The 20,097-nt window shown below is 72.8% G+C and carries 18 protein-coding genes; 10 read left to right on the top strand and 8 right to left on the bottom strand.

All coding sequences use genetic code 11. The features are described from left to right. Positions 1-63 precede the first annotated feature (63 nt). Positions 64-1,416, top strand: a complete 1,353-nt coding sequence (gene gltX, locus Q8W71_RS08245; protein WP_305524860.1) for a glutamate--tRNA ligase — start codon at positions 64-66, stop codon at positions 1,414-1,416. A 3-nt stretch (positions 1,417-1,419) separates the two neighbouring features. Here gltX and Q8W71_RS08240 read toward each other — a convergent pair whose 3' ends face one another. From Q8W71_RS08240 to Q8W71_RS08220, 5 genes are all read right to left on the bottom strand, one after another. Continuing rightward, positions 1,420-2,700 (bottom strand): hemolysin family protein, encoded by a 1,281-nt coding sequence (locus Q8W71_RS08240; RefSeq protein ID WP_305524859.1) that lies wholly within the window; start codon positions 2,698-2,700, stop codon positions 1,420-1,422. A 105-nt stretch (positions 2,701-2,805) separates the two neighbouring features. Then, complete coding sequence (locus tag Q8W71_RS08235) at positions 2,806-3,573, bottom strand: class I SAM-dependent methyltransferase (protein ID WP_305524858.1); 768 nt, start codon at positions 3,571-3,573, stop codon at positions 2,806-2,808. 8 nt (positions 3,574-3,581) lie between these two features. Continuing rightward, on the bottom strand, positions 3,582-4,793 hold the full coding sequence (locus tag Q8W71_RS08230; RefSeq protein WP_305524857.1) for an MFS transporter: 1,212 nt from the start codon (positions 4,791-4,793) through the stop codon (positions 3,582-3,584). A 225-nt stretch (positions 4,794-5,018) separates the two neighbouring features. After that, positions 5,019-7,073 carry an OmpA family protein gene (locus Q8W71_RS08225; protein ID WP_305524856.1) on the bottom strand — a complete coding sequence of 685 codons (2,055 nt, stop codon included), beginning with the start codon at positions 7,071-7,073 and terminating at the stop codon, positions 5,019-5,021. A gap of 68 nt (positions 7,074-7,141) precedes the next feature. Further along, on the bottom strand, positions 7,142-8,233 hold the full coding sequence (locus Q8W71_RS08220) for a DUF2865 domain-containing protein (RefSeq protein ID WP_305524855.1): 1,092 nt from the start codon (positions 8,231-8,233) through the stop codon (positions 7,142-7,144). A 140-nt stretch (positions 8,234-8,373) separates the two neighbouring features. On the opposite strand from Q8W71_RS08220, the gene Q8W71_RS08215 reads away from it, so the two are divergent. After that, on the top strand, positions 8,374-8,895 hold the full coding sequence (locus Q8W71_RS08215; protein WP_305524854.1) for a CreA family protein: 522 nt from the start codon (positions 8,374-8,376) through the stop codon (positions 8,893-8,895). Positions 8,896-8,994: 99 nt separating this feature from the next. Here Q8W71_RS08215 and Q8W71_RS08210 read toward each other — a convergent pair whose 3' ends face one another. Continuing rightward, positions 8,995-9,354, bottom strand: coding sequence for a hypothetical protein (locus tag Q8W71_RS08210; RefSeq protein ID WP_305524853.1), 360 nt, complete (start codon positions 9,352-9,354; stop codon positions 8,995-8,997). A gap of 324 nt (positions 9,355-9,678) precedes the next feature. Here Q8W71_RS08210 and cysS point away from each other — a divergent pair, with 324 nt between their 5' ends. From cysS to Q8W71_RS08195, 3 genes are all read left to right on the top strand, one after another. Continuing rightward, complete coding sequence (gene cysS / locus Q8W71_RS08205; protein WP_305524852.1) at positions 9,679-11,073, top strand: cysteine--tRNA ligase; 1,395 nt, start codon at positions 9,679-9,681, stop codon at positions 11,071-11,073. After that, positions 11,070-11,684: a hypothetical protein gene (locus Q8W71_RS08200; RefSeq protein ID WP_305524851.1), complete on the top strand. Its 615-nt coding sequence runs from the start codon at positions 11,070-11,072 to the stop codon at positions 11,682-11,684. Before cysS ends, Q8W71_RS08200 begins: the two co-directional genes overlap by 4 nt. 88 nt (positions 11,685-11,772) lie before the next feature. Further along, the gene (locus Q8W71_RS08195; RefSeq protein ID WP_305524850.1) at positions 11,773-12,534 is read left to right on the top strand and encodes a trypsin-like serine protease; all 762 of its coding nucleotides are present in this window, start codon (positions 11,773-11,775) and stop codon (positions 12,532-12,534) included. Between the two features lie 106 nt (positions 12,535-12,640). Here Q8W71_RS08195 and ctrA read toward each other — a convergent pair whose 3' ends face one another. Next, positions 12,641-13,342, bottom strand: coding sequence for a response regulator transcription factor CtrA (ctrA, locus tag Q8W71_RS08190; RefSeq protein WP_243904606.1), 702 nt, complete (start codon positions 13,340-13,342; stop codon positions 12,641-12,643). Positions 13,343-13,767: 425 nt separating this feature from the next. On the opposite strand from ctrA, the gene fliI reads away from it, so the two are divergent. The 5 genes from fliI (at position 13,768) to Q8W71_RS08165 (ending at position 17,905) form a co-directional block, all read left to right on the top strand. Beyond that, positions 13,768-15,132 (top strand): flagellar protein export ATPase FliI, encoded by a 1,365-nt coding sequence (gene fliI, locus Q8W71_RS08185; RefSeq protein WP_305524849.1) that lies wholly within the window; start codon positions 13,768-13,770, stop codon positions 15,130-15,132. A gap of 60 nt (positions 15,133-15,192) precedes the next feature. After that, a complete protein-coding gene (gene fliJ, locus Q8W71_RS08180; protein WP_305524848.1) occupies positions 15,193-15,600 on the top strand; it encodes a flagellar export protein FliJ in 408 nt (135 codons plus the stop codon). 142 nt (positions 15,601-15,742) lie between these two features. Then, on the top strand, positions 15,743-16,810 hold the full coding sequence (locus tag Q8W71_RS08175) for a lysylphosphatidylglycerol synthase domain-containing protein (RefSeq protein ID WP_305524847.1): 1,068 nt from the start codon (positions 15,743-15,745) through the stop codon (positions 16,808-16,810). A 13-nt stretch (positions 16,811-16,823) separates the two neighbouring features. Continuing rightward, positions 16,824-17,387, top strand: a complete 564-nt coding sequence (locus Q8W71_RS08170) for a hypothetical protein (RefSeq protein WP_305524846.1) — start codon at positions 16,824-16,826, stop codon at positions 17,385-17,387. After that, complete coding sequence (locus Q8W71_RS08165; RefSeq protein WP_305524845.1) at positions 17,384-17,905, top strand: hypothetical protein; 522 nt, start codon at positions 17,384-17,386, stop codon at positions 17,903-17,905. Before Q8W71_RS08170 ends, Q8W71_RS08165 begins: the two co-directional genes overlap by 4 nt. Here Q8W71_RS08165 and flhA read toward each other — a convergent pair. Then, a complete protein-coding gene (gene flhA / locus Q8W71_RS08160; protein WP_305524844.1) occupies positions 17,817-19,955 on the bottom strand; it encodes a flagellar biosynthesis protein FlhA in 2,139 nt (712 codons plus the stop codon). The genes Q8W71_RS08165 and flhA overlap by 89 nt on opposite strands. Positions 19,956-20,097: the final 142 nt, after the last annotated feature.

The following is a 20,097-nucleotide window of genomic DNA, read 5'->3' as shown; positions in this document are numbered from 1 at the left end:
TTTTTCGGGCATGCGGGCCGAACCCGCATCCACTTCGGCGGCGGGCGCGGTAGAGAGCGGCCCATGACTCTCGCCACCACCCTCGTCCGCTTCGCTCCGTCGCCGACCGGCTACCTCCATATCGGCAATGCCCGGCCGGCCCTCCTGAACGCCCTGTTCGCGCGCCGGACCGGCGGCCGCTTCCTGCTGCGGCTCGACGACACCGACGCGGAGCGCTCGACGGAGGCGTTCGCGCAGGCCGTCCGCGAGGATCTGGCATGGCTCGGCATCACGCCCGACCTGTTCGCCCGCCAGAGCGCGCGCAAGGACGCGCACGACGCGGCTGCCGAGCGCCTCAGGACGGCGGGGCGGCTCTATCCCTGCTACGAGACGCCGGAGGAGCTGGAGCGCCGCCGCAGGCGCCAGCTCGGCCGCGGCCAGCCGCCGATCTACGACCGCGCCGCGCTGGCGCTCACCGCGGAGGAGCGCGCCGCGCTGGAGGCGGAGGGGCGCCGCCCGCACTGGCGCTTCCTGCTGGAGCCGCGCACCGTCGCCTGGGACGACCTCGTGCGCGGGCCGGCCCACGTCGATTGCGCCTCGCTGTCCGACCCCGTGCTGATCCGCGCCGACGGCAGCTACCTCTACACGCTGCCCTCCGTGGTGGACGACGCCGACCTCGGGGTCACGCACGTGATCCGCGGCGAGGACCACGTCACCAACACCGGCGTGCAGGTGCAGATCTTCGAGGCGCTGGGCGCCGCGGTGCCGGTGTTCGGGCACCACAACCTGCTCACCACCGCGGACGGGGAGGGTCTATCGAAGCGCCTTGGGCACCTGTCGCTGCGCGGCCTGCGCGAGGCTGGCTACGAGCCGGCGGCCGTGCGCTCGCTCGCCGTGCTGACCGGCTCGGCCGAGGCGGTGCGGGCGGTGGAGAGCCTCGACGCGCTGGCGGATCTGGTGGATCTCGGCGAGATCTCCCGGGCGCCGGCCCGGTTCGATCCGGCCGAACTCGACGGCCTCAACGCCCGCCTCGTGCACGCCATGCCCCACGCGCAGGCCGCCGGACGGCTGGCGGCGCTCGGCGTGCCGGACGCCATCGCGGAACCGTTCTGGCTCGCGGTGCGGGCCAATCTCGGCCGGGTCGCGGAGGCCGGCGAGTGGTGGCGCGTCGTGGCGGGGCCGGTCGAGCCGGCGCTCACCGAGCCGGCGGTGATCGCCGCCGCCCGCGAGACCCTGCCGCCGGAGCCGTTCGGCCCCGACACCTGGAAGACCTGGACGGGGGAGGTCCGCGCGCGCACCGGTGCCAAGGGCCGGGCGCTGTTCATGCCGCTGCGCCTCGCGCTGACCGGCCTCGACCACGGGCCCGACCTCGCCGGGCTGCTGCCGCTGATCGGGCGGGCGCGGGCGCTCGCGCGGCTCTCGGGCCAGGCGGCCTGAGGCTCAGGCCGCCTCCTCCATCCGCGTCGCCAGAAGCTTGTCGACGCGTCGCCCGTCGAGATCGATCACTTCGAACCGCCAGCCGGAGACCTCGCAGCTCTCGCCGGTCGCGGGCAGACGCTGGAGGGCGGCGATGACGAGGCCCGCCGCGGTCTCGTAGTCGCGGGGCTGCGGCAGGCGCAGGCCGAGCTGGTCGGCCATCTCGTCGGCGGGCATCGAGCCGGCGATCAGCCACGATCCGTCGGCGCGCCGCACCGCCTCCGGCTCGTCGTGCTCAGAGTGGAACGCGCCGGCGATGGCGTCGAGGATGTCGGCCGGCGTCACGAGCCCGTCGAAATGCCCGTACTCGTCGTGGACCAGGGCCATCGGCACCGGCGCCCTGCGCAGCACGTCGAGGGCATCGAGGGCGTCGACCGTGTCGGGGATGACCGGCGCGGGACGGATATGGGCGCGCAGGTCGAAGGGCTCGTCCCGCGACAGCGGCCCGATCAGCGACCGCACCTGCACGACGCCGATCATCGCGTCCGGGCCGCCATCGGCCACCGGCAGCCGGGCGTGCGGGCTCCCGATGAGCTGCGCGCGGATCTCCGCCTCGTCGCAGGCCAAGTCGATCCAGACCACGTCGGTGCGCGGGGTCATCACGCCGCGCACCGCCCGGTCGCCCAGGCGCAGCACGCCCGCGATCATCGCCCGCTCGCCGCCCTCGATCACCCCCGCGGTCTCGGCCTCGGCCACGAGGCTGCGGATCTCCTCCTCGGTCACGGCGCTCGCGCTGTCGGTGTGCTGTCCGATCAGCCGGAAGACCGCCCGGGTCGAGGCGTCGAGCAGCCACACCGCCGGGGCCGCCGCCCGCGCCACGAACCCCATGCCCGGCGCCACCGCGCAGGCGATCCCCTCCGGGTTGCGCAGGGCGAGGTGCTTCGGGACCAGCTCGCCGACGATCACCGACAGGTAGGTGATCGTGCCGATGACCAGGGTGTAGCCCACGGGCTCGGCCCAGCCCTTCGCCAGACCGAGCCCGATCAGGGCGTGGGCGAGCCGGTCGCCGAGCGCGGCGCCCGAGACCACCCCGGACAGCACGCCGATCAGGGTGATGCCGATCTGCACCGTCGAGAGGAAGCGGCCGGGCTCCTCGGCGAGCGCCAGGGCCGCCTTGGCCCCGGGCCGGCGCTCCCCCGCCATCGCCCGCAGCCGGCTCTTGCGAGCCGAGACCACCGCGAGTTCCGAGAGGGCGAAGACGCCGTTCAGCGCGATCAGGAACGCGACGATGACGAGTTCGAGCAAGGAGCGGGTATCACGGCCGGACCCGGGCCGCGGGCCGGGCCTCCTCTGATGGCGCGGGCGTGACCGAAGATGGGTCCGTGTCCCCCGCCGGTCAACGGACCGGCCTCAGGCCGGCCGCGCCTCGATCAGCGCGGAGTCCAGAAGGAAGCTGCCGTCCGGCTCGATCCGGAAATGGGCCGCGACCTCGGCCGGCGCCACGGCCTGGAGGGCGCGGATCGCCGCGACGTGGGCGTTCGGCGTGCGCATCCGCGCGATCCAGGTCGCGAACTCCATGTACGGACGGCTCTCCAGGACGGCGCCCGGCGCGAAGCCCGCCGCCCCCAGCATCGCCCGCCACTCGGAGAGCCGGTAGTCGCGCACGTGCGAGGTGTCGCGCAGCAGCTCCACCGCCTGGAGATGGGTGTCGAGGAGCGGATCCTCCGCCGCGACGATGTCGCTGACCACGAGCAGCCCGCCGGGCCGGAGCACGCGGCGGACTTCCGCCAGGGCGGCCGGCACGTCGCGCCAGTGGTGCGCGCTGTAGCGGGTCAACACCGCGTCGAAGGCCGCGTCCGCGAAGGGCAGGCTCTCGGCCGCCCCCTGGCGGGTCTCGATGCCGGTGAGCCCGCGCCGGGAGGCCTCGGCCGCGACCGCCGCGAGCATGTCGGGGGAGAGGTCGTAGGCGGTGACGCGGGCCCCCGCCGCCGCCGCGGTGAAGGCGACGTGGCCGCCGCCGCAGCCGAGGTCGAGCACCGCGGCGCCCGGCATCGCGCCGACGAGCACGCCGATCCGGTCGAGGTCGGCGCCCGCGGCGTGGACCGCGCTCGCCACGTAGGCGGCGGCCTGGGCGCCGAACTGCTCGGCGACGTGGGCGGTGTGGGTACGCTCGGTCATCGGGATCCTCACGCGGTCGGCAGCGGAGCGAGGCGCGACAGGCGCAGCGCGATCAACAGCGCCAATCCGTAGAGGCCGCCGACGAAGGCGACCACCCCGGTCCAGCCGGCATGGTCGAAGAACCAGCCCCCGGCCGTGCCGAGCACCGAGGAGCCGAGGTAGTACAGGCAGAGATACAGCGACGAGGCCTGCGCCCGATCGCGCAGGGCGCGGCGGCCGACCCAGGAACTCGCCACCGAGTGGGCGCCGAAGAAGCCGATCGTGACCGCCACCACGCCGCCGACGATCAGGACGAGGTTGTCGGCGAGCGTGGCCAGGATACCGGCGAGCCCGAGGCCGATGGCGAGCCACAGCACTCGCCGCCGGCCGAGGCGGCTGGCGACCTCGCCGGTGACCGGGCTGCTGACCATGCCGGCGACGTAGACCGAGAAGATCAGGCCGATCGCCGTCTGGCTCAGGGAGAAGGGCGGGTCGAGCAGCCGGAAGCCGATGTAGTTGTAGATACAGACGAAACCGCCCATCAGCAGGAAGGCCTCGGCGAACAGCCACGGCAGGCCCGCGTCGCGGAAATGGTGGCCGAAGCTGCCCGGCACCTCGCGCCACGCCATCCGGTGCGGGCGAAACCGGCGGGAGGCCGGCAGCCAGCGCCAGAAGGCGATCGCGGCGGCGAACGCGAGGGCGCCGATCGTGGCGAGCCCGATCCGCCAGGAGACGTGGTCGGCCATCACCCCGCTGATCAGCCGGCCGGACATGCCGCCGAGCGCGTTGCCCCCCACCAGCAGGCCCATCGACAGGCCGATCGCCTCCGCGTCCATCTCCTCGGCGAGGTAGGCCATCGCCACCGCGGGCAGGCCGCTGGCGGCGAGGCCGGCGAGCGCGCGCAGCAGCAGGAAGCCGTGCCAGCCCGGCACCAGGGCGGCGACGATTGTCAGCACCGCCGAGGCCAGGAGCGAGGCCAGCATCACCGGCTTGCGGCCCCAGATCTCGGAGAGCGGGCTCACCACGAGCAGCGCGAGCGCCAGCAGCGCGCAGGGCAGCGACAGGGCGAGGCTGCTCTCGGCCGGCGACACCCCGAAATCGTCGGCGAAGATCGGCAGCAGCGGCTGCACCGCGTAGAGGACGGCGAAGGTCGAGAACCCGGCCGCGGCGAGCGCCAGCGCGGTCCGCCGGAACGCCGGCGTGCCGGACCGGATCAACCGCTCGTCCGCCCGCCCGTCCATCGCCGCCCCGCTCCCCCGTCCATTCGGTGGTGCGGCGGCACGCGGCGTAGGTCAACCGGCAGTTGGGCGGTGTCACACGCGAGACGCCACGCCTCTCTCCCGCCACTTGCGGCGAGGAGCTGAGGTCGGGGGCACGTCAGGAGGAGCGGCCGAGCCCCGGCCGGCACCACTCCACCCTGACCCATCCACGCAAGGCGGGAGGGAAGCGCGCCGTGTTTGCCGCGCTCACCGCGGCGGCGCCTCCTGCGCGGGGCCCTGCTGCAACAGCGGCGTGATGCGCCGCACGGTCACCCGCCGGTTCTCCCGCGACGGACCTTGGGTGTTCACCTTCAGGTACTGCTCGCCGTAGCCCTGGGTCGTCAGGTTCTCCGGCGGCACCTGGAACTGCTGGGTCAGGACGGTGGCGACCGACTGCGCCCGCCGGTCCGACAGGGACAGGTTGTCGAGGTCCGAGCCCACCGCGTCGGTGTAGCCCTCGATCAGGAACACCTCCTGCGGGTTGGCGCGGATCGCCCGGTTGATCGCCGCGGCGATGATCGAGAGGCGCGCGGCCTGATCGGGCGTCACCGTGAACGAGCCGGTGTCGAAGGTGATGGTGTCGATGTCGACCGAGCGCATCCGCGCCCGCAGATCCGGGCTGTAGCGGACCTGATCGAGGCTGTAGCGGCGCTCGAGCGGCGCCACCGGCGGGGCGGTCAGCGCCTCGTAGACCGCGCCCTCGTCCGCCCCGTCATACGTGACGACGTAGCGGTCACGCGGGATGCGCAGCGGCGGGGGCGGCAGGACCACCACGTCCTCGTAGATCGGGCGCGGCGGACCGCCGTAGGCGTTGTCGATGATCACCACCTCGCGCCCGTCGCGGAACCGGCGATAGCGCCGCAGGAGCCGGCCGTCGTCGTCGGTGAGGGTGACGATCTGCTCGCCGCCCGGCCGGTCGATGACGCTGACGTAGTCGGCCCCGCGCCGCTCAGATCGGTAGCCTCGCGGGTCGAGGTCGCGGAACCGCGCGTTCTCGTCGTGGCGGATGAAGTAAGTGTCGCGGTCGCGCACGATGATGCGGCCGGGCTCGCGGATGTAGGTGCGCCCGTCGACGCTGAACTCCCGCCGGTCGCGGCGGATCTGCTCGTAGCTGCGCACGTCGTCGTTCGGGCCGAAGCCGCCGGGGACGTAGCCCGGCCGGCCGGGCACGTTGAAGCCGCCGCGGCCGATCGGCGCGCCGGGCGCGGCTCCGGGGGGCGGTGTCTGGCCGGCACCTTGTCCCGGCACCGGGATCGTTCCCGGACCAAGCCCCTGCGGCGGCTCGCCCGGCGGCTGGAACGGCCGCCCCGGCACGCCGGGGGCCATGTTGGGCGGCGTCGGCCGGCCGGGTTCGGCGCCGGGGGTCGTGGGCTGCCCCGGCCCGGCATTCGGGCGCGGCCGGCCGGGCTCGGCATCGGGGCGCTGGACGGGGCGACCGGGAACGCCGGGGGCCATGTTGGGCGGCGTCGGCCGGCCGGGCTCCGTGCCGGGAGGCGTGGGCTGTCCCGGCCCGGTATTCGGGCGCGCGCCCGACTCCGCCTCGGGCCGCTGGGCCGGGCGGCCGGGAGCAGCATTCGGCGCGGCATCCGGGGTCTGCTGCGCGGGCGCCGTGCGCGGGACGGGCGCGTCGCGCGGGGGCTGGGCTTCGCGGGCGGAGGGCGGGGCGGCGCGGTCCGGTTCGCGAGCGCGCGGCGCCGGGGCGTCCGGCCGTTCGGGCGCGGCGCGGGGCGCCGGCGGTCGCTCGTCCCGGTCGCTGGATGGCCGCTCGGCGGGTTGCCGGTCGGGCGCGGGACGATCCGGGACGCGCCGCTGCTCGGGCGCGGGCCGCTCCGGACGATCCGGTCGCTCGGGCCTGTCGGGACGCTCCTGCGGGGCGCGCCGCTCCGGGTCCGGGGCGTGCGGCGCCGGGCGCTGCGGGGCAGGCCGCTCCTGCGACGGTGGCCGGGGCGCCTCCTCGCGGGGGGCCGATCGCTCCCGCGGAGCCGGGGCCGGCCGCTCGGGCCGCGGTTCCGGACGTTCGCGCGGCTCCGGACGCTCGCGCGGCTCGGGGCGCTCGCGGGCGGCGGGCGGGGGACCGCGCTCGGGTCCGGCACGGTCGGAACCCGGCCGCGGGCCGCCGTGCGGAGGCTCGCCGCCGCGCGGGCCGCGCTCCTCCGGGCCGCCTTGCGCGAGCAGGAGCCGGTCGGCGCGCGCGCCGAGCTGCGTCAGGACGAGGCCCGGCAGGACCGTGCCGGCGAGCAGGATCAGGCGGGAGCGTCGCATCGGGACTCTCGGTTCGGAACGAGCCGACCCGAACCCCGTGCGGTCGAGATGGGTTCCCCGGATGCCCGTCAGGGCGTGAGGCGCGCCGGCACCGCCACCACGTCGGGAGCGATCAGGCGCACGGCGACGTGATCGGGCTTGGCCGCTCCGTCGCCCGCAGGCTTGGCATCCCCGGTCGTGCCCCTCGCATCCCCCTTCACATCCCCTTTGGCCTCGATCCCGGCGCGGCCGGCGGCGTCGGCGGCGAGCTCGGCGGCGGTCCGGTCGGCGCGGCCGACCAGGGTGAGGCGGACCTTCGGCCGCGACAGCGCCTCGGCCTGCATCGGCGTGACGAAGATGTCGCCCTTGTGCCGGACCAGCATGCTCTCCGCCTTGGCCAGCGACTGCGCCCAGCTCTTGCCGTCCGGCTTGCACGAGCAGTTCGGCACGAACGCCTTGCGGAACTTGAAGGCGTTGGCGAGGCTCGTGTAGGCGTGGCTGCCCTTGATCGTGGCCGCCTGCCGCAGAGCCTCGTCCCCGTTCGGCATCGAGTAGGCGACCGCCTCGGTGCCGGGGCAGAGCGCTTGGCACATCTCGTCGGCGCCGCCGCGGCCCTCGGGCAGGTTCTTCATCGGGAAGAAGCCGCCGTCGCAGGTGCGCACGCAGATCACCTGCGATCCGCCGCGGGCATGGGCCTCTCCGGATCCGGCCACGGTCTCACGCGCCGGGCAATGGGCCGCGACGAGCCCCTGCAATTCGCGCCGCCGCGCGCCGTTGTCCTCGATCACCGCGCCGCCGTAGGTCGCATTCAGGGCCCGGATGCGCTGCTCCACGGCCGCGCATTGCGGGGGCCGCGTGTCGAAGAACAGGAACTTGCCGCCCTCACAGTTGAGGCTGCGGAAATAGGCCTGCAGGCGGCCGATCTCGTCCTGGAGGGCCCGGGTGGCGCTGACGCCGCTCTGGACGGAGGCCAACTCGGCCCGGTAGCGGCGGCAGGCGGGGGAGGGGAGCTGCGGCGCGGGTGCGGGCGCCGCCGCGGGCGGCTCGGCGGGCTCCGTCTGCGCCCGGACGGGCGTCGTGGCGGCCGCGGCGAGGAGACCCGCGGACAGGCCCAGCGCCAGGGCTGCGCGCACCGCGCGGCGGAGGGTGCGGACGAACGGCAGGGGACGCGTCGGCTGCATGGCGGGTTTCGTTGGCTGCGCGGCTCCATCCGGGCCGCCGGGGCGGTTCGGACGAAGCCCGCTGTTTTTACCCCCCCTCGCGGACCGGCGACACCCCTCCTACATCCCCCCGCACAAGCTTGGGCGGGGAATCGGTCGGCATGTGGTTTCGCAGTCTCACCTATGTTGGGGTCGCTCTCGGGCTCGCGACGGCGCTCGCGGCAGGGCCGGCCGCGGCGCAGGAGCCGGATCGGATCTTCGACAAGTCCACGGTCTGGCGGCCGCTGACGCCCAACGACAAGCTCGTCGTCTACGGCATCGACGACCCGGCGGTGTCGGGGGTGGCCTGCTGGTACACCCAGCCCGAGAAGGGCGGCATCAAGGGCACCCTCGGGATCGCCGAGGACGTCTCGGACATCTCGCTCGCCTGCCGACAGACCGGGCCGATCCAGTTCAAGGACAAGCTCAAGCAGGGCGAGGTGGTGTTCAGCGAGCGGCGGTCGCTGATCTTCAAATCGATGCAGATCGTGCGCGGCTGCGACGCGCGGCGCAACACGCTGATCTACATGGTCTACTCCGACAAGGTGATCCAGGGCTCGCCCAAGAACTCGACCTCGGCGGTGCCGCTGGCGCCCTGGGGCACCGAGGCGGCGCCGAAATGCGCGGACTTCATGAAGGGGTGAGCGGCCGAGCTCCGGTGTCGTGTCATCGACGCCGGGGGATCGACGGTGTGGATCGGCCCTGACGCACCCGGCAAGCCGGGCGCGAAAGTCGCGGAAACATCAGTCCTGGCAGGTGATGCGGATCGGGCGATCGGCCGGCTTGGTCACGGCCGGCCGGTCGATGGCGCCGGTATACTCGTCGGCGGCGGCGACGCCGTAGGAGCCGGCAGCGGCGTAGCCCTGCGCCTCGCACCACGCGTTGGCGACCGTCTGGCCGCACTCGCTGCCGGGGGTGGTGAGGCACTCGCCCACCCCGTAGCCGTCGCTCGACGGGATCAGGAAGGTCTTCTCGACGTGCGGCGCGGCCGGCGCGGTCCTGGCCGGGGTCTCGCCGTCGCCGCCTGCAAGCGCCTGCTGCGCGAGACAGGCCGCGGCGAGGGCGGCGGCGAGGGCGAAGGGTCCGGCAACCGGGCGTCGCATGAACTGTCCTTACTTCTCGGTGTCAGCGGCGTGACGATCTCGGTGCGGGACGCTCCGACGGCGCGGTTAAGGAAGCCTTACCGATCCGTCCGGGGCGCTTCCGGGCCGCGGGCCTTCTCGAAATCCTCACGCATTTGGGTTAGCCCGGTCGGGCACCCGGCACCGTCGCGGCGGCGCAACAGGGGCCGCGGCGGAGCCCGCGCGCGCCGCCACGGTTTCGCCGCGGTCGGGCGCGGCCGGCGGTTAGGTCGTTGCGGGCAGGGACGGTTTTTCGGGCCGGGGCGCCGGGCCGGGCGGGCTCCGGGCGCCGGGAGGATGGGTTTCATGGCGCCGATGTTGCGGCTCTACAACACGCTGGCGGGGGCCAAGGAGGCGTTCGCGTCGATCGAGCCCGGCAACGTGCGCCTCTACGCCTGCGGCCCGACGGTCTACGACGCCGCCCATATCGGCAACGCGCGGCCGATCATCGTCTTCGACCTGCTGTTCCGGCTGTTGCGCCACCTCTACGGGCCGGCGCACGTCACCTACGCCCGCAACGTCACCGACGTGGACGACAAGATCAACGCGCGCGCGGCCGAGCGCGGCATCTCGATCCGCGAACTGACCGACGGGACGCTCGCCCAGTTCCACCGCGACGTGCGCGACCTCGGCGTGCTGATGCCGGACGACGTGAACGTGCCCGGCCAGCCGCCCCGGTTCGTCGAGCCGCGGGCGACCGACCACATCGCCGAGATGGCCGCGATGATCGAGGGACTGGTGGCCGCCGGCCACGCCTACGTCGCGGACGGGCACGTGCTGTTCGACGTGCCGTCGATGCCCGAGTACGGCCGGCTGTCGAAGCGGCCGCTGGACGAGATGGAGGCCGGCGCCCGGGTCGAGGTCGCGCCCTACAAGCGCTCGCCGCTCGACTTCGTGCTGTGGAAGCCGTCGAAGATCGGCGAGCCGTCCTGGCCCTCGCCCTGCGGGATCGCCGAGCCGGGGCGTCCGGGCTGGCACATCGAGTGCTCGGCGATGTCGGCCAAGCACCTTGGAAAAACCTTCGACATCCACGCCGGCGGCATCGACCTGATCTTCCCCCACCACGAGAACGAGGTGGCGCAGTCGCGCTGCTGCTTCGGCACGCCGGTGATGGCCAACGTGTGGATGCACAACGGCTTCCTCCAGGTGGAGGGGGAGAAGATGTCGAAATCCCTCGGCAACTTCGTCACCATCCGGCAGGTGCTGGCCGACTGGCCGGGGGAGGTGGTGCGCCTCGCGATGCTGCGCACGCACTACCGTCAGCCGATCGATTGGACCCTGCGCGCCCTCGACGAGGCGGGACGGACGCTGGAGCGCTGGTACGCGCTGGCCGGGGACGTGCCGGCTGACCAAGCAGTGCCGGACGCCGTGCTGGAGCCGCTGCTCGACGATCTCAACACCCCGGCGGCGCTGGCCGAGCTGCACCGGCTCGACGCACCCGGCGCGCTGCGGGCCGGGGCGAACCTGCTCGGCTTCCTCGGGCAGACGCGCTCCGAACGCGAGGGCGCGCGGGTGGCGGCCTCCGGGATCGACGTGGCCGCGGTCGAGGCGCTGATCGCCGAGCGCCGGGCCGCCCGTTCCGCCAAGGATTGGGCTGCCTCCGACCGGGCCCGCGACGCGCTGACCGCGATGGGCGTGGCCGTGAAGGACAACAAGGACGGCACCACCACGTGGACGGTCGTCGACAAGCCGGCGCCGTGATCGCCCACGCCGACCGCCAGCCGATCGTCGTCGCGGATGCCGGGCCGCTGATCCGGCTCGCCGCGGCCGGGCTGCTCGATACCCTGCGCGGCCTCAACCGCCGGATCGTCCTCGTCGACCGGATCGAGGACGAGGTCATCGGCGACGCATCGAAGCCCTTCGCGCCGGAGATCGCCGCGTGGCTCGCCGCGCTCGGGGAGGCCGTGCAGCGGGTGGAGACCGTGACCGGGATCGGCGTGCAGGCCCTGCGCGCCCGGCCGGCGGCGCCGGAGCGGGACGCGCTGCTGAAATCGGCGCTGCGCAATTCCGGCGAGCAGGCGCTGCGCGAATTCGTCGGCCGGTGGCAGCCGACGGAGACGGCCTCGGCGGTTGTGCTCTACGAAGACCGCAAGGTCGCCACCCTGTTCCTCGACGTCGATTTCCCCGTGACGCTGATGACGACGCGGGCTTTCGCCGCCACGGTCTCCCGCTGGGGCGTCAACGCCGACGCCGTCGCGGCGCTTGAGAGCATCGCCGACCGCTACGACCCGAAGCCCGCGCTCGTCGGCGAGATCGATCCGGACATGCCGGTCGACCTGCGCACGCTGCCCGCCCCGATGCGGGAGAGTTGACCCGTCCGCGGCTCCGCGCCCGCTTGGCGGCAGCCCCTCCGGCGGTCATCCTGGCCTGGAATCGTAACCGGAGCGGAGAGGCGCGGACGTGAGCGGACACGCGAAGATCGGGGGCTGCCTGCGCGGCCTCGCTCTGGCCGCCGGGCTGCTCGCGGCGACGCCGGTGGCGGCGATCGACGGCGGGGCGCCGGCCGGGCGCGACGCGCTCAGTCAGGCGACCGTCGGCATCGGCACGATCACCCAGCCCGAGGACGCGCTGAAGCTCACGCGCTGCTCCGGGATCCTGATCGCCCCCGACCTGATCCTGACCGCCGCGCACTGCGTCAACGGCGATCCGCTCGGCGCGCTGATCGTGTTCTTCCGCGGCACCGAGCCGGTGCGGCCGGTCTACGCCGCCCGGGTGGCGGCTCGCTACAGCCCAGATCCCGGGGAGATGCTGCCGAACGCCGCCCCGAACCTCAGCCTCGCCGACCTGTCCCTCGACCTCGCGGTGCTGCGGCTGACCGAGCCGGTGCGCGACCGCAAGCCCGTGCCGCTGGCGAGCGACCCGAGCCGCGTGCCGGGCCGGCTGCGGGTGGCGGGGGCCGGCCTGTCGGGGCGCGGGGTCGGGCGGCTGCGCACCGCGGCCCTGACGCCGGTGGCGGCCACGAGCACGGGGCTCACCATCGCCCGGGCCGACGGCGCCCGGATCTGCTTCGGCGATTCCGGCGGCCCCGTCGTCGCGCAGGATCGGCGCGGCACCTACGTGTGGGGCGTGGCGAGCGCGGTCATCACCCGCACCGCCCCCTGCGGCGGCTACGTCATCGTCGCCCCGGCCGCGCAGGTGTTCTCGGGGGCGGCCGCACGCTGAGGGGCCAAGCCGCGCCTCGCGGCGGGGCGGCGGCGGCAGAATGGAAGAAACCCCGCGCGGGACCACCGCACGGGGTTTTCTGAGAGGGACGGGGTCTCGAAGACAATCAGACGGCCATGCGCTCCTCGCCGTCCATCGGCTCGCGCAGCACGTAGCCGCGGCCCCAGACGGTCTCGATGTAGTTCTTGCCCTGGCTGGCGTTGGCGAGCTTCTTGCGCAGCTTGCAAATGAACACGTCGATGATCTTCAACTCGGGCTCGTCCATGCCGCCGTAGAGATGGTTGAGGAACATCTCCTTGGTCAGCGTCGTGCCCTTCCGGAGCGAGAGGAGTTCCAGCATCTGGTACTCCTTGCCGGTGAGGTGGACGCGGGCGCCGCCGACTTCCACCGTCTTCTGGTCGAGGTTCACCACGAGGTCGCCGGTGGTGATGACCGACTGTGCGTGGCCCTTCGAGCGGCGGACGATGGCGTGGATGCGCGCGACCAGCTCGTCCTTGTGGAACGGCTTGGTGAGGTAGTCGTCGGCGCCGAAGCCGAGGCCCTTCACCTTGTCCTCGATGCCGGCCATGCCCGACAGGATCAGGATCGGGGTCTTAACCTTGGCGACGCGCAAGCTGCGCAGCACCTCGTAGCCCGACATGTCGGGCAGGTTCAGGTCGAGGAGGATGATGTCGTAGTCGTAGAGCTTGCCGAGATCGACCCCTTCCTCGCCGAGGTCGGTGGTGTAGGTGTTGAAGTTCTCGGACTTCAGCATCAGCTCGATGCTCTGCGCTGTCGCGCTGTCGTCCTCGATCAGAAGTACCCGCATCGTCCGTCCCCAGCCCCAGCGGCCGCATCAGCGCGCAGACACGTCCCCACCGATCGCCCGCCACCGGCCTGTGGACGGGCGCTCCGTCGCCATTGACGTGGAACGCTATGGATTAATCGTTAACAAAACCTGATTCCCGGCCGCAAGCGTCCTGAGGGACCGCCTTCGAGCTTGGCCGGAGGAATGTTGCCCCTCCGTTCTCGCCCGGCGCAACGCCCCCGAGCCCGGCACAGGCCGGACCGCACGCGACCCGTCTCCTAAGTGTCTCGCCCGCAACGCGCCGGCCCCCGAACGTGACCGGGCGGTCACACCCTCGCGCGTTCGAAGGGCGGATCGCTCGGCGGACCCCCGAGGACCGGGCCGCTACAAGCCCGATGCCCGCAGTGTTAAGGAGGCCGGTAAACGAACCGTTGAGGGCGGGGCCGATGACACAGGATCCGGCAAGGACCGCCGCCGGTCTGGCGGCGGCCCGCGCCGCCCTGGAGCGGGTGGAGGTGCTGGAGACCTACGGGCGGGTGGTTGCGATCCGCGGCCTCCTCGTCGAGGTCGCCGGGCCGGTGGCGGCGATGCGGCTCGGGGGGCGCCTCGACATCGAGGGGGCGGCCGGACCGGCGGGCGCGGGCGCCCTCGTGCCCTGCGAGATCATCGGCTTCCAGGGCGACCGGGCGCTCGCCATGCCGTTCGGCTCGCTGGAGGGGGTGCGCCGCGGCTGCCCGGCCTACGTGCGCGACGAGGCGGCCGGGGCGATCCGGCCGACGCAAGGGTGGCTCGGGCGGGTGATCGACGCGCTCGGCCGGCCCGTCGACGGGCTCGGGCCGCTGCCGCAGGGGGGCCAGATCTACTCGCTGCGGGCCGACCCGCCCCCGGCGCACGCCCGCACCCGGGTCGGCGGCCCGCTCGATCTCGGCATCCGCTGCATCAACACCTTTTTGACGATGTGCGCCGGCCAGCGCATGGGCATCTTCGCCGGCTCCGGGGTCGGCAAGTCGGTGCTGCTCTCCATGCTTGCCCGCTACACCGCCGCCGACGTGGCGGTGATCGGCCTCGTGGGCGAGCGCGGCCGCGAGGTGCAGGAGTTCCTCCAGGACGACCTCGGCGCGGCGGGGCTCGCCCGCTCGGTGGTGGTGGTGGCGACCTCCGACGAGCCGGCGCTGATGCGCCGCAACGCGGCCTACGTCACCCTGTCGGTGGCCGAGCACTTCCGCGACCAGGGCGCCCGCGTGCTGTGCATGATCGACTCGATCACTCGGTTCGCCATGGCCCAGCGCGACATCGGCCTCGCCGCCGGCGAGCCGCCGACCGCCAAGGGCTACACCCCGACCGTGTTCTCGGAACTGCCGCGCCTCCTGGAGCGGGCGGGGCCCGGGGTCGGGCAGGGGACGATCTCGGCCCTGTTCACCGTGCTGGTGGAGGGCGACGACCACAACGAGCCGGTGGCGGACGCGGTGCGCGGCATCCTCGACGGGCACATCGTCATGGAGCGGGCGATCGCCGAGCGGGGGCGCTACCCGGCGATCAACGTGCTGCGCTCGGTCTCGCGCACCATGCCGCGCTCCTGCGACCCGGCCTACCTGCCGGTCGTGCGCCGGGCGCGCCGGGTGCTCTCCACCTACGCGGACATGGAGGAGCTGATCCGGCTCGGCGCCTACCGTGCCGGCTCCTCGGTCGAGGTCGACGAGGCAGTGGCGCTGATGCCCCGGCTTGAGGCATTTCTGGGGCAGGGTAAGGAAGAAGCAACGTCCATCGGCGAAGGTTACGCGAGGCTCACCGAGATCGTCGGCGGGGCTTGAAAGTCGCGCACCGGACGGGACAGACCGGGCGCGCGCGTTGCGTCGGAGTGAGCGTCCCCCATGAAATCGCGTGACACGCTGATCCGCCTGCGCCGCTTCCAGGTCGACGAGAAGCGCCGCCGCGTGACTCAGATCGAGATGATGATGGCCGATTTCCAGCGCATGGCGGTGGAACTCGACCGCGAGGTCGCCCTGGAGGAGGCCCGCGCCGGCATCTCGGATGCCGCCCACTTCGCCTACCCGACCTACGCCCGCGCCGCCGCCACCCGCCGGGACAACATGCGCCAGTCGGCCGAGGCGCTCGAAGGCCAGCTCGCCGAGGCGAAGGCCGAACTCGGCGAGGCGTTCGAGGAACTCAAGAAGGTCGAGATCCTGGAAGACCGCGAGCGCTCGGCCGAGCGCGCCGCCGAGGCCGCCCGCGACCAGGCGGCGATGGACGGCATCGGCCTCTCCCGGGTGCGCGCCTGACGCGCGGACCCGCGAGCACCGATGTCGCGGCACGAAACCGTCACGATCGGCTGACAAGGGGAGCCCGCGGCGGGCCGGGGGGCACCGCTTGCGGCGCGCCGCTCGCTGGCGCATCAGGGGCTCTCCCGAGGCGCCGGTGTCCATGAAGAAGATCAGTGAATTCGTTTGGCCCCTGATCGGCCTCGCGGCCGTGGTGGTGTCGGGCTACTTCCTCTACCAGGAACTGAAGACCACCTCGCTCCAGGCGATCTGGACGGCGATCCTGGCGATCCCGCCGCACCGCATCCTGCTCGCGGCGCTCTCGACCCTCGTCGCCTACGCAGCGTTGGCGTGGTACGACCGGATCGCCCTGCTGCATCTCGGGGTGCGCCACATCTCGTGGCTGTTCGTCTCGCTCTGCTCGTTCACCACCTACGCGCTCTCGCACAACATCGGCGCCTCGGTGTTCTCCGGCGCGCTGGTGCGCTACCGGGCCTACACGGCCAAGGGGCTCACCGCCGCGCAGGTCGCGGTGCTGGTGGCGCTGTGCTCCTTCACCTTCTTCCTCGGCACGATCCTGCTCGGCGGCTTCACCCTCGTCGTCGACCCGACCCTGCTCAGCCGGCTGGAAGGCAAGCTCCCCGGCTTCCTCACCGATCCGAAGGCGGCGCTGATCGTCGGCATCGGCCTCCTGGCGTTCGTCGCGCTCTACGTGGCGGGCTCCATCCTGCATCTCCGGCCGCTGCACATCCGGTCGTTCAAGCTCGAGTACCCGCGCCCGGCGATCATGGGGCGCCAGCTCGTCGCCGCGCCGCTGGAGCTGCTGGGCGCCGCCGGCATCATCTACTTCGCCCTGCCCGAGGGGATGAATCCCGGCTTCATCCCGGTGCTCGCGATCTTCCTCGCCTCGTTCTCGGTGGCGCTGGCCTCGCACGCCCCGGGCGGCCTCGGCGTGTTCGAGATCGTGTTCATCACCGCGATGAACATCACCGACGAGGCGCAGAAGGACGCGATCATCGCCGCTGTGATCATCTTCCGGATCTTCTACTTCTGGATCCCGGCGCTGATCTCGGTGATCGTGGTCGTCGCCTTCGAGCGCGCGCGCCTCGCGGCGGCGATCGGCTCGGCCGCCCACGGCCGCAAGCCCGGCCCCGTGCCGGAGGCGCCGGTCACCGTGCCCGGCCTCGACGCGCACGAGATGGAGCGGGAGCTGAAGCGCAAGGCGGTGTGAGGAGGAATCCTCCGTGAGACGCCCGCTCGACGCCGAACGCCTGCGCGAGGCGCTCGAACGGCTCGGGGCCGATCTGGCGGCGCGCGGGGTCTTCGTGGAGCTTGCCGTCTACGGCGGCGGCGCCCTCATCCTGCAATTCGCGTGGCGGCGTTCCACCTGGGACGTCGATGCCGTCGTCCGTGAGGGGTACGACGAGGCGGTGATCGCGCCGTCCGTGGCACGCGTCGCGGAGCGGATGGATCTCGATCCGAACTGGCTCAACAACGCCGTCGGCATGTTCACGCCGCTCGACGAGGACGAGGCGCTGTTCGAGATCTCGGGCAGCTATCCGTCCGGCCGGCCGCCGGGCCTCCGGACCTTCGTGGCGCGTCCGCACTACCTGCTCGCCATGAAGCTTCAGGCCCTACGCAGCCTCGACCGTGGCGACCGCGACATGAGCGACGCCCGCGCGCTGGCAGCCCATCTGGGGCTGGATGCGGTCGAAGATCTGGCGTGCCTTTACCGCTCGATCTACGGCGAGGAGCCGCCGGTCGAGGCGCTGGCGCGATTTACCTCCGTGCTGGTCCCGCCCCGGTGAGGCCCGCGAGTCTCCGCGAGGTCGCCGACCGGATTCGCGGGGACGGCGACTGGGATCACCACACCTGCGAGTTCCTCGACGGCTTCTACACGGCCGACGGCGAGAGCGACCGGCAGGCCGCGATGATCCGGGAGGATCCAGGCTTCGTCGGCATGGCGCGGACGGATGCCTATCTCGGCGGCGTCGGCGAGCATCTCGCCCGGCGCTGGTGCCTGCCGATCCCGCGCTGGGTGCGGGACGACGCGCGCTATCTCGACGCCGCGTGGTTCCTGCCCGACGAGCGCAACCTGCGCGGCTACCTCCTGTGCGTGAGCCCGGTCTCCTTCCGCGCCCGGCTGATCTTCACCGGCCCCGACCCGCTCCAGCGCGCCCGCTTCCCCTACCACCGCGGGGTTCTCACCCTGCCGTTCGACTATCCGCCCGCGCCGCTCACACCGAGCCCACCGTCCGCAGCCGCGCCCGCGGGTGGATCTCCGCCTGGCTCATCACCGGGGTCTCGCGGCGGAAGCGCTCGATGATCGAGCGCACGAACGGTCGGGTCTGGGCGGAGGTGACCAGCACCGGCATCTCGCCCTGGCGCGCCGCGGTCTCGAACCGGTCGCGCACGGTGTTGACGAATTCCGAGAGCTTCGAGGGCTGCATCGCGAGGTAGCGCTCCTCGCGCTCGCCGACGATCGATTCGAGGAACGCCTGCTCCCAGGCCGGGGAGAGCGTGATGATCGGCAGCGTGCCGTCGGGCCCCTGGTACTGGGCGCAGATCTGGCGGCCGAGCCGGGCGCGGACGTGCTCGACCACGTCGCGCGGGTTCTTCACCGCGCCCGCGACCTCGGCGACGCCCTCGATGATCGTGCCGAGGTCGCGGATCGAGACCCGCTCGGCGAGCAGGAACTGCAGCACCCGCTGGATGCCGGTGGTCGAGATCTGCGCCGGCACGACCTCCTTGAGCAGCTCGCCGTGCTCCTTCGGCAACTCGCGCAGGAGCTTGGCCACCTCGACGTGGTTAAGAAGCTCCGAGACGTGGGCCTTGATGATCTCGGTGAGGTGGGTCGAGACCACGGTCGCCGCGTCGACGACGGTGTAGCCCCGGAGCTGGGCGTCGTCGCGCAAAGCCGCGTCGATCCAGGTCGCGGGCAACCCGAACGTGGGCTCCAGCATGTGCTGGCCGGGCAGTTGCACCTGCCCGCCCATCGGGTCCATCGCCATGAACTGGCCGGGGAAGATCCTGCCCGTGCCGGCTTCGATCTCCTTGACGCGGACCACGTAGGCGTTGGCGTCGAGCTGGACGTTGTCGAGGATGCGCACGGAGGGCATCACGAAGCCGAGGTCGGCGGCGAGCTGGCGGCGCAGGGCCTTGATCTGGTCGGTGAGCCGGTCCTGGCCCTCGCCGTTGACCAGCGGAAGGAGCGCGTACCCCATCTCCAGCTTCAGGTCGTCGAGCTTCAGGAGGTCGCTGACCGTCTCCTCCTTCTCGGCGGCGCCCGCGGCCGCGGCCACCGGCTGGCCCTGGGCGTCGACCGCGGGCGCCTCCTTGACCGTGCGGGCGATCTTCCAGGCCGCGTAGCCCGCTCCCCCGCCGAGCAGCAGGAACGGCAGGATCGGCATGCCGGGCAGAAGCCCGATCAGCAGCATCACCCCCGCCGACATGCCGAGCGCCTTCGGGTAGTGCGCGAGCTGCTTGCCGAGCGCCTTGTCGGCCGCGCCGCGCACGCCCGCCTTCGACACGAGCAGGCCCGCCGCCGTCGAGACGATCAGCGCGGGCACTTGGCTCGCCAGCCCGTCGCCGATGGTGAGCAGGGTGTAGCTCTTGGCGGCGTCCCCGAAGCTCATCCCCTGCTGCGCGACGCCGATGATGATGCCGCCGACCACGTTGATGAAGGTGATCAGGAGCGCCGCCACCGCGTCGCCCCGCACGAATTTCGAGGCACCGTCCATCGCGCCGAAGAAGGCCGATTCCTCCTCCAGCGCCGCGCGCCGGGTCTTGGCCGCCTTCTCGTCGATCAGCCCGGCCGAGAGGTCGGCGTCGATGGCCATCTGCTTGCCGGGCATCGCGTCGAGGGTGAAGCGTGCGGCGACCTCGGCGATGCGGCCCGAGCCCTTCGTGATGACGACGAAGTTCACGATGATCAGGATCGCGAACACGATGATCCCGATGACGAAGTTGCCGCCCATCACGAAGTTGCCGAACGCTTCGATGACGTGGCCGGCGGCCGCCGTGCCCTCGTGGCCGTGCGCGAGGATCAGCCGCGTCGAGGCGAGGTTCAGCGCCAGCCGCAGCATCGTCGCGATGAGCAGCAGCGTCGGGAAGACGGTGAATTCCAGCGGGTTGTCGATCGACAGGCCGGTCATCATGATCAGCACCGAGATGATGATCGACACGGCGAGCAGGAGGTCGAGTAGCACCGCCGGCAGGGGGAAGATCAGCACCGCGAGGATGCCCATCACGCCGGTGGCGAACAGCAGGTCCGAGCGCTTCGTCAGCGCCTGGAGATCGCCGCGGCTCGGCAGCGAGAACTGGGCCAGCGCCGCCGCAGCCCCCGCACGCGCCGGCGCGCCCGCCGCCTCGCTCATCCCGGCATCCTCTCCCGAACCGCGCCGTCCGTGCCCCGCACCCGGCAATTCCTGCCGGGCGGATGGTTAGCGGGGCGTTAAGGCGGGTCATCCGGAACCCGCGCCGGCCCCGGTGTTTGAATCCCCGTCACCGGAAGGATCG

Origin of the sequence: Methylobacterium amylolyticum (genome assembly GCF_030700245.1) — a bacterium.
GTDB lineage: Bacteria > Pseudomonadota > Alphaproteobacteria > Rhizobiales > Beijerinckiaceae > Methylobacterium.
Note: the sequence above shows the minus strand (reverse complement) of the source record. Positions and strands in the feature narration are given on the sequence as shown.

What these genes read in the sequence shown, in the direction of transcription:
- Q8W71_RS08220 (WP_305524855.1), bottom strand. Translation starts at nt 8,233, where the DNA reads ATGCAGCCGACGCGTCCCCTGCCGTTCGTCCGCACCCTCCGCCGCGCG.
- cysS (WP_305524852.1), top strand. Translation starts at nt 9,679, where the DNA reads ATGGCGCCGATGTTGCGGCTCTACAACACGCTGGCGGGGGCCAAGGAG.
- fliJ (WP_305524848.1), top strand. Translation starts at nt 15,193, where the DNA reads ATGAAATCGCGTGACACGCTGATCCGCCTGCGCCGCTTCCAGGTCGAC.
- flhA (WP_305524844.1), bottom strand. Translation starts at nt 19,955, where the DNA reads ATGAGCGAGGCGGCGGGCGCGCCGGCGCGTGCGGGGGCTGCGGCGGCG.
- Q8W71_RS08210 (WP_305524853.1), bottom strand. Translation starts at nt 9,354, where the DNA reads ATGCGACGCCCGGTTGCCGGACCCTTCGCCCTCGCCGCCGCCCTCGCC.
- Q8W71_RS08235 (WP_305524858.1), bottom strand. Translation starts at nt 3,573, where the DNA reads ATGACCGAGCGTACCCACACCGCCCACGTCGCCGAGCAGTTCGGCGCC.
- Q8W71_RS08230 (WP_305524857.1), bottom strand. Translation starts at nt 4,793, where the DNA reads ATGGACGGGCGGGCGGACGAGCGGTTGATCCGGTCCGGCACGCCGGCG.
- Q8W71_RS08175 (WP_305524847.1), top strand. Translation starts at nt 15,743, where the DNA reads ATGAAGAAGATCAGTGAATTCGTTTGGCCCCTGATCGGCCTCGCGGCC.
- gltX (WP_305524860.1), top strand. Translation starts at nt 64, where the DNA reads ATGACTCTCGCCACCACCCTCGTCCGCTTCGCTCCGTCGCCGACCGGC.
- Q8W71_RS08225 (WP_305524856.1), bottom strand. Translation starts at nt 7,073, where the DNA reads ATGCGACGCTCCCGCCTGATCCTGCTCGCCGGCACGGTCCTGCCGGGC.
- Q8W71_RS08215 (WP_305524854.1), top strand. Translation starts at nt 8,374, where the DNA reads ATGTGGTTTCGCAGTCTCACCTATGTTGGGGTCGCTCTCGGGCTCGCG.
- fliI (WP_305524849.1), top strand. Translation starts at nt 13,768, where the DNA reads ATGACACAGGATCCGGCAAGGACCGCCGCCGGTCTGGCGGCGGCCCGC.
- ctrA (WP_243904606.1), bottom strand. Translation starts at nt 13,342, where the DNA reads ATGCGGGTACTTCTGATCGAGGACGACAGCGCGACAGCGCAGAGCATC.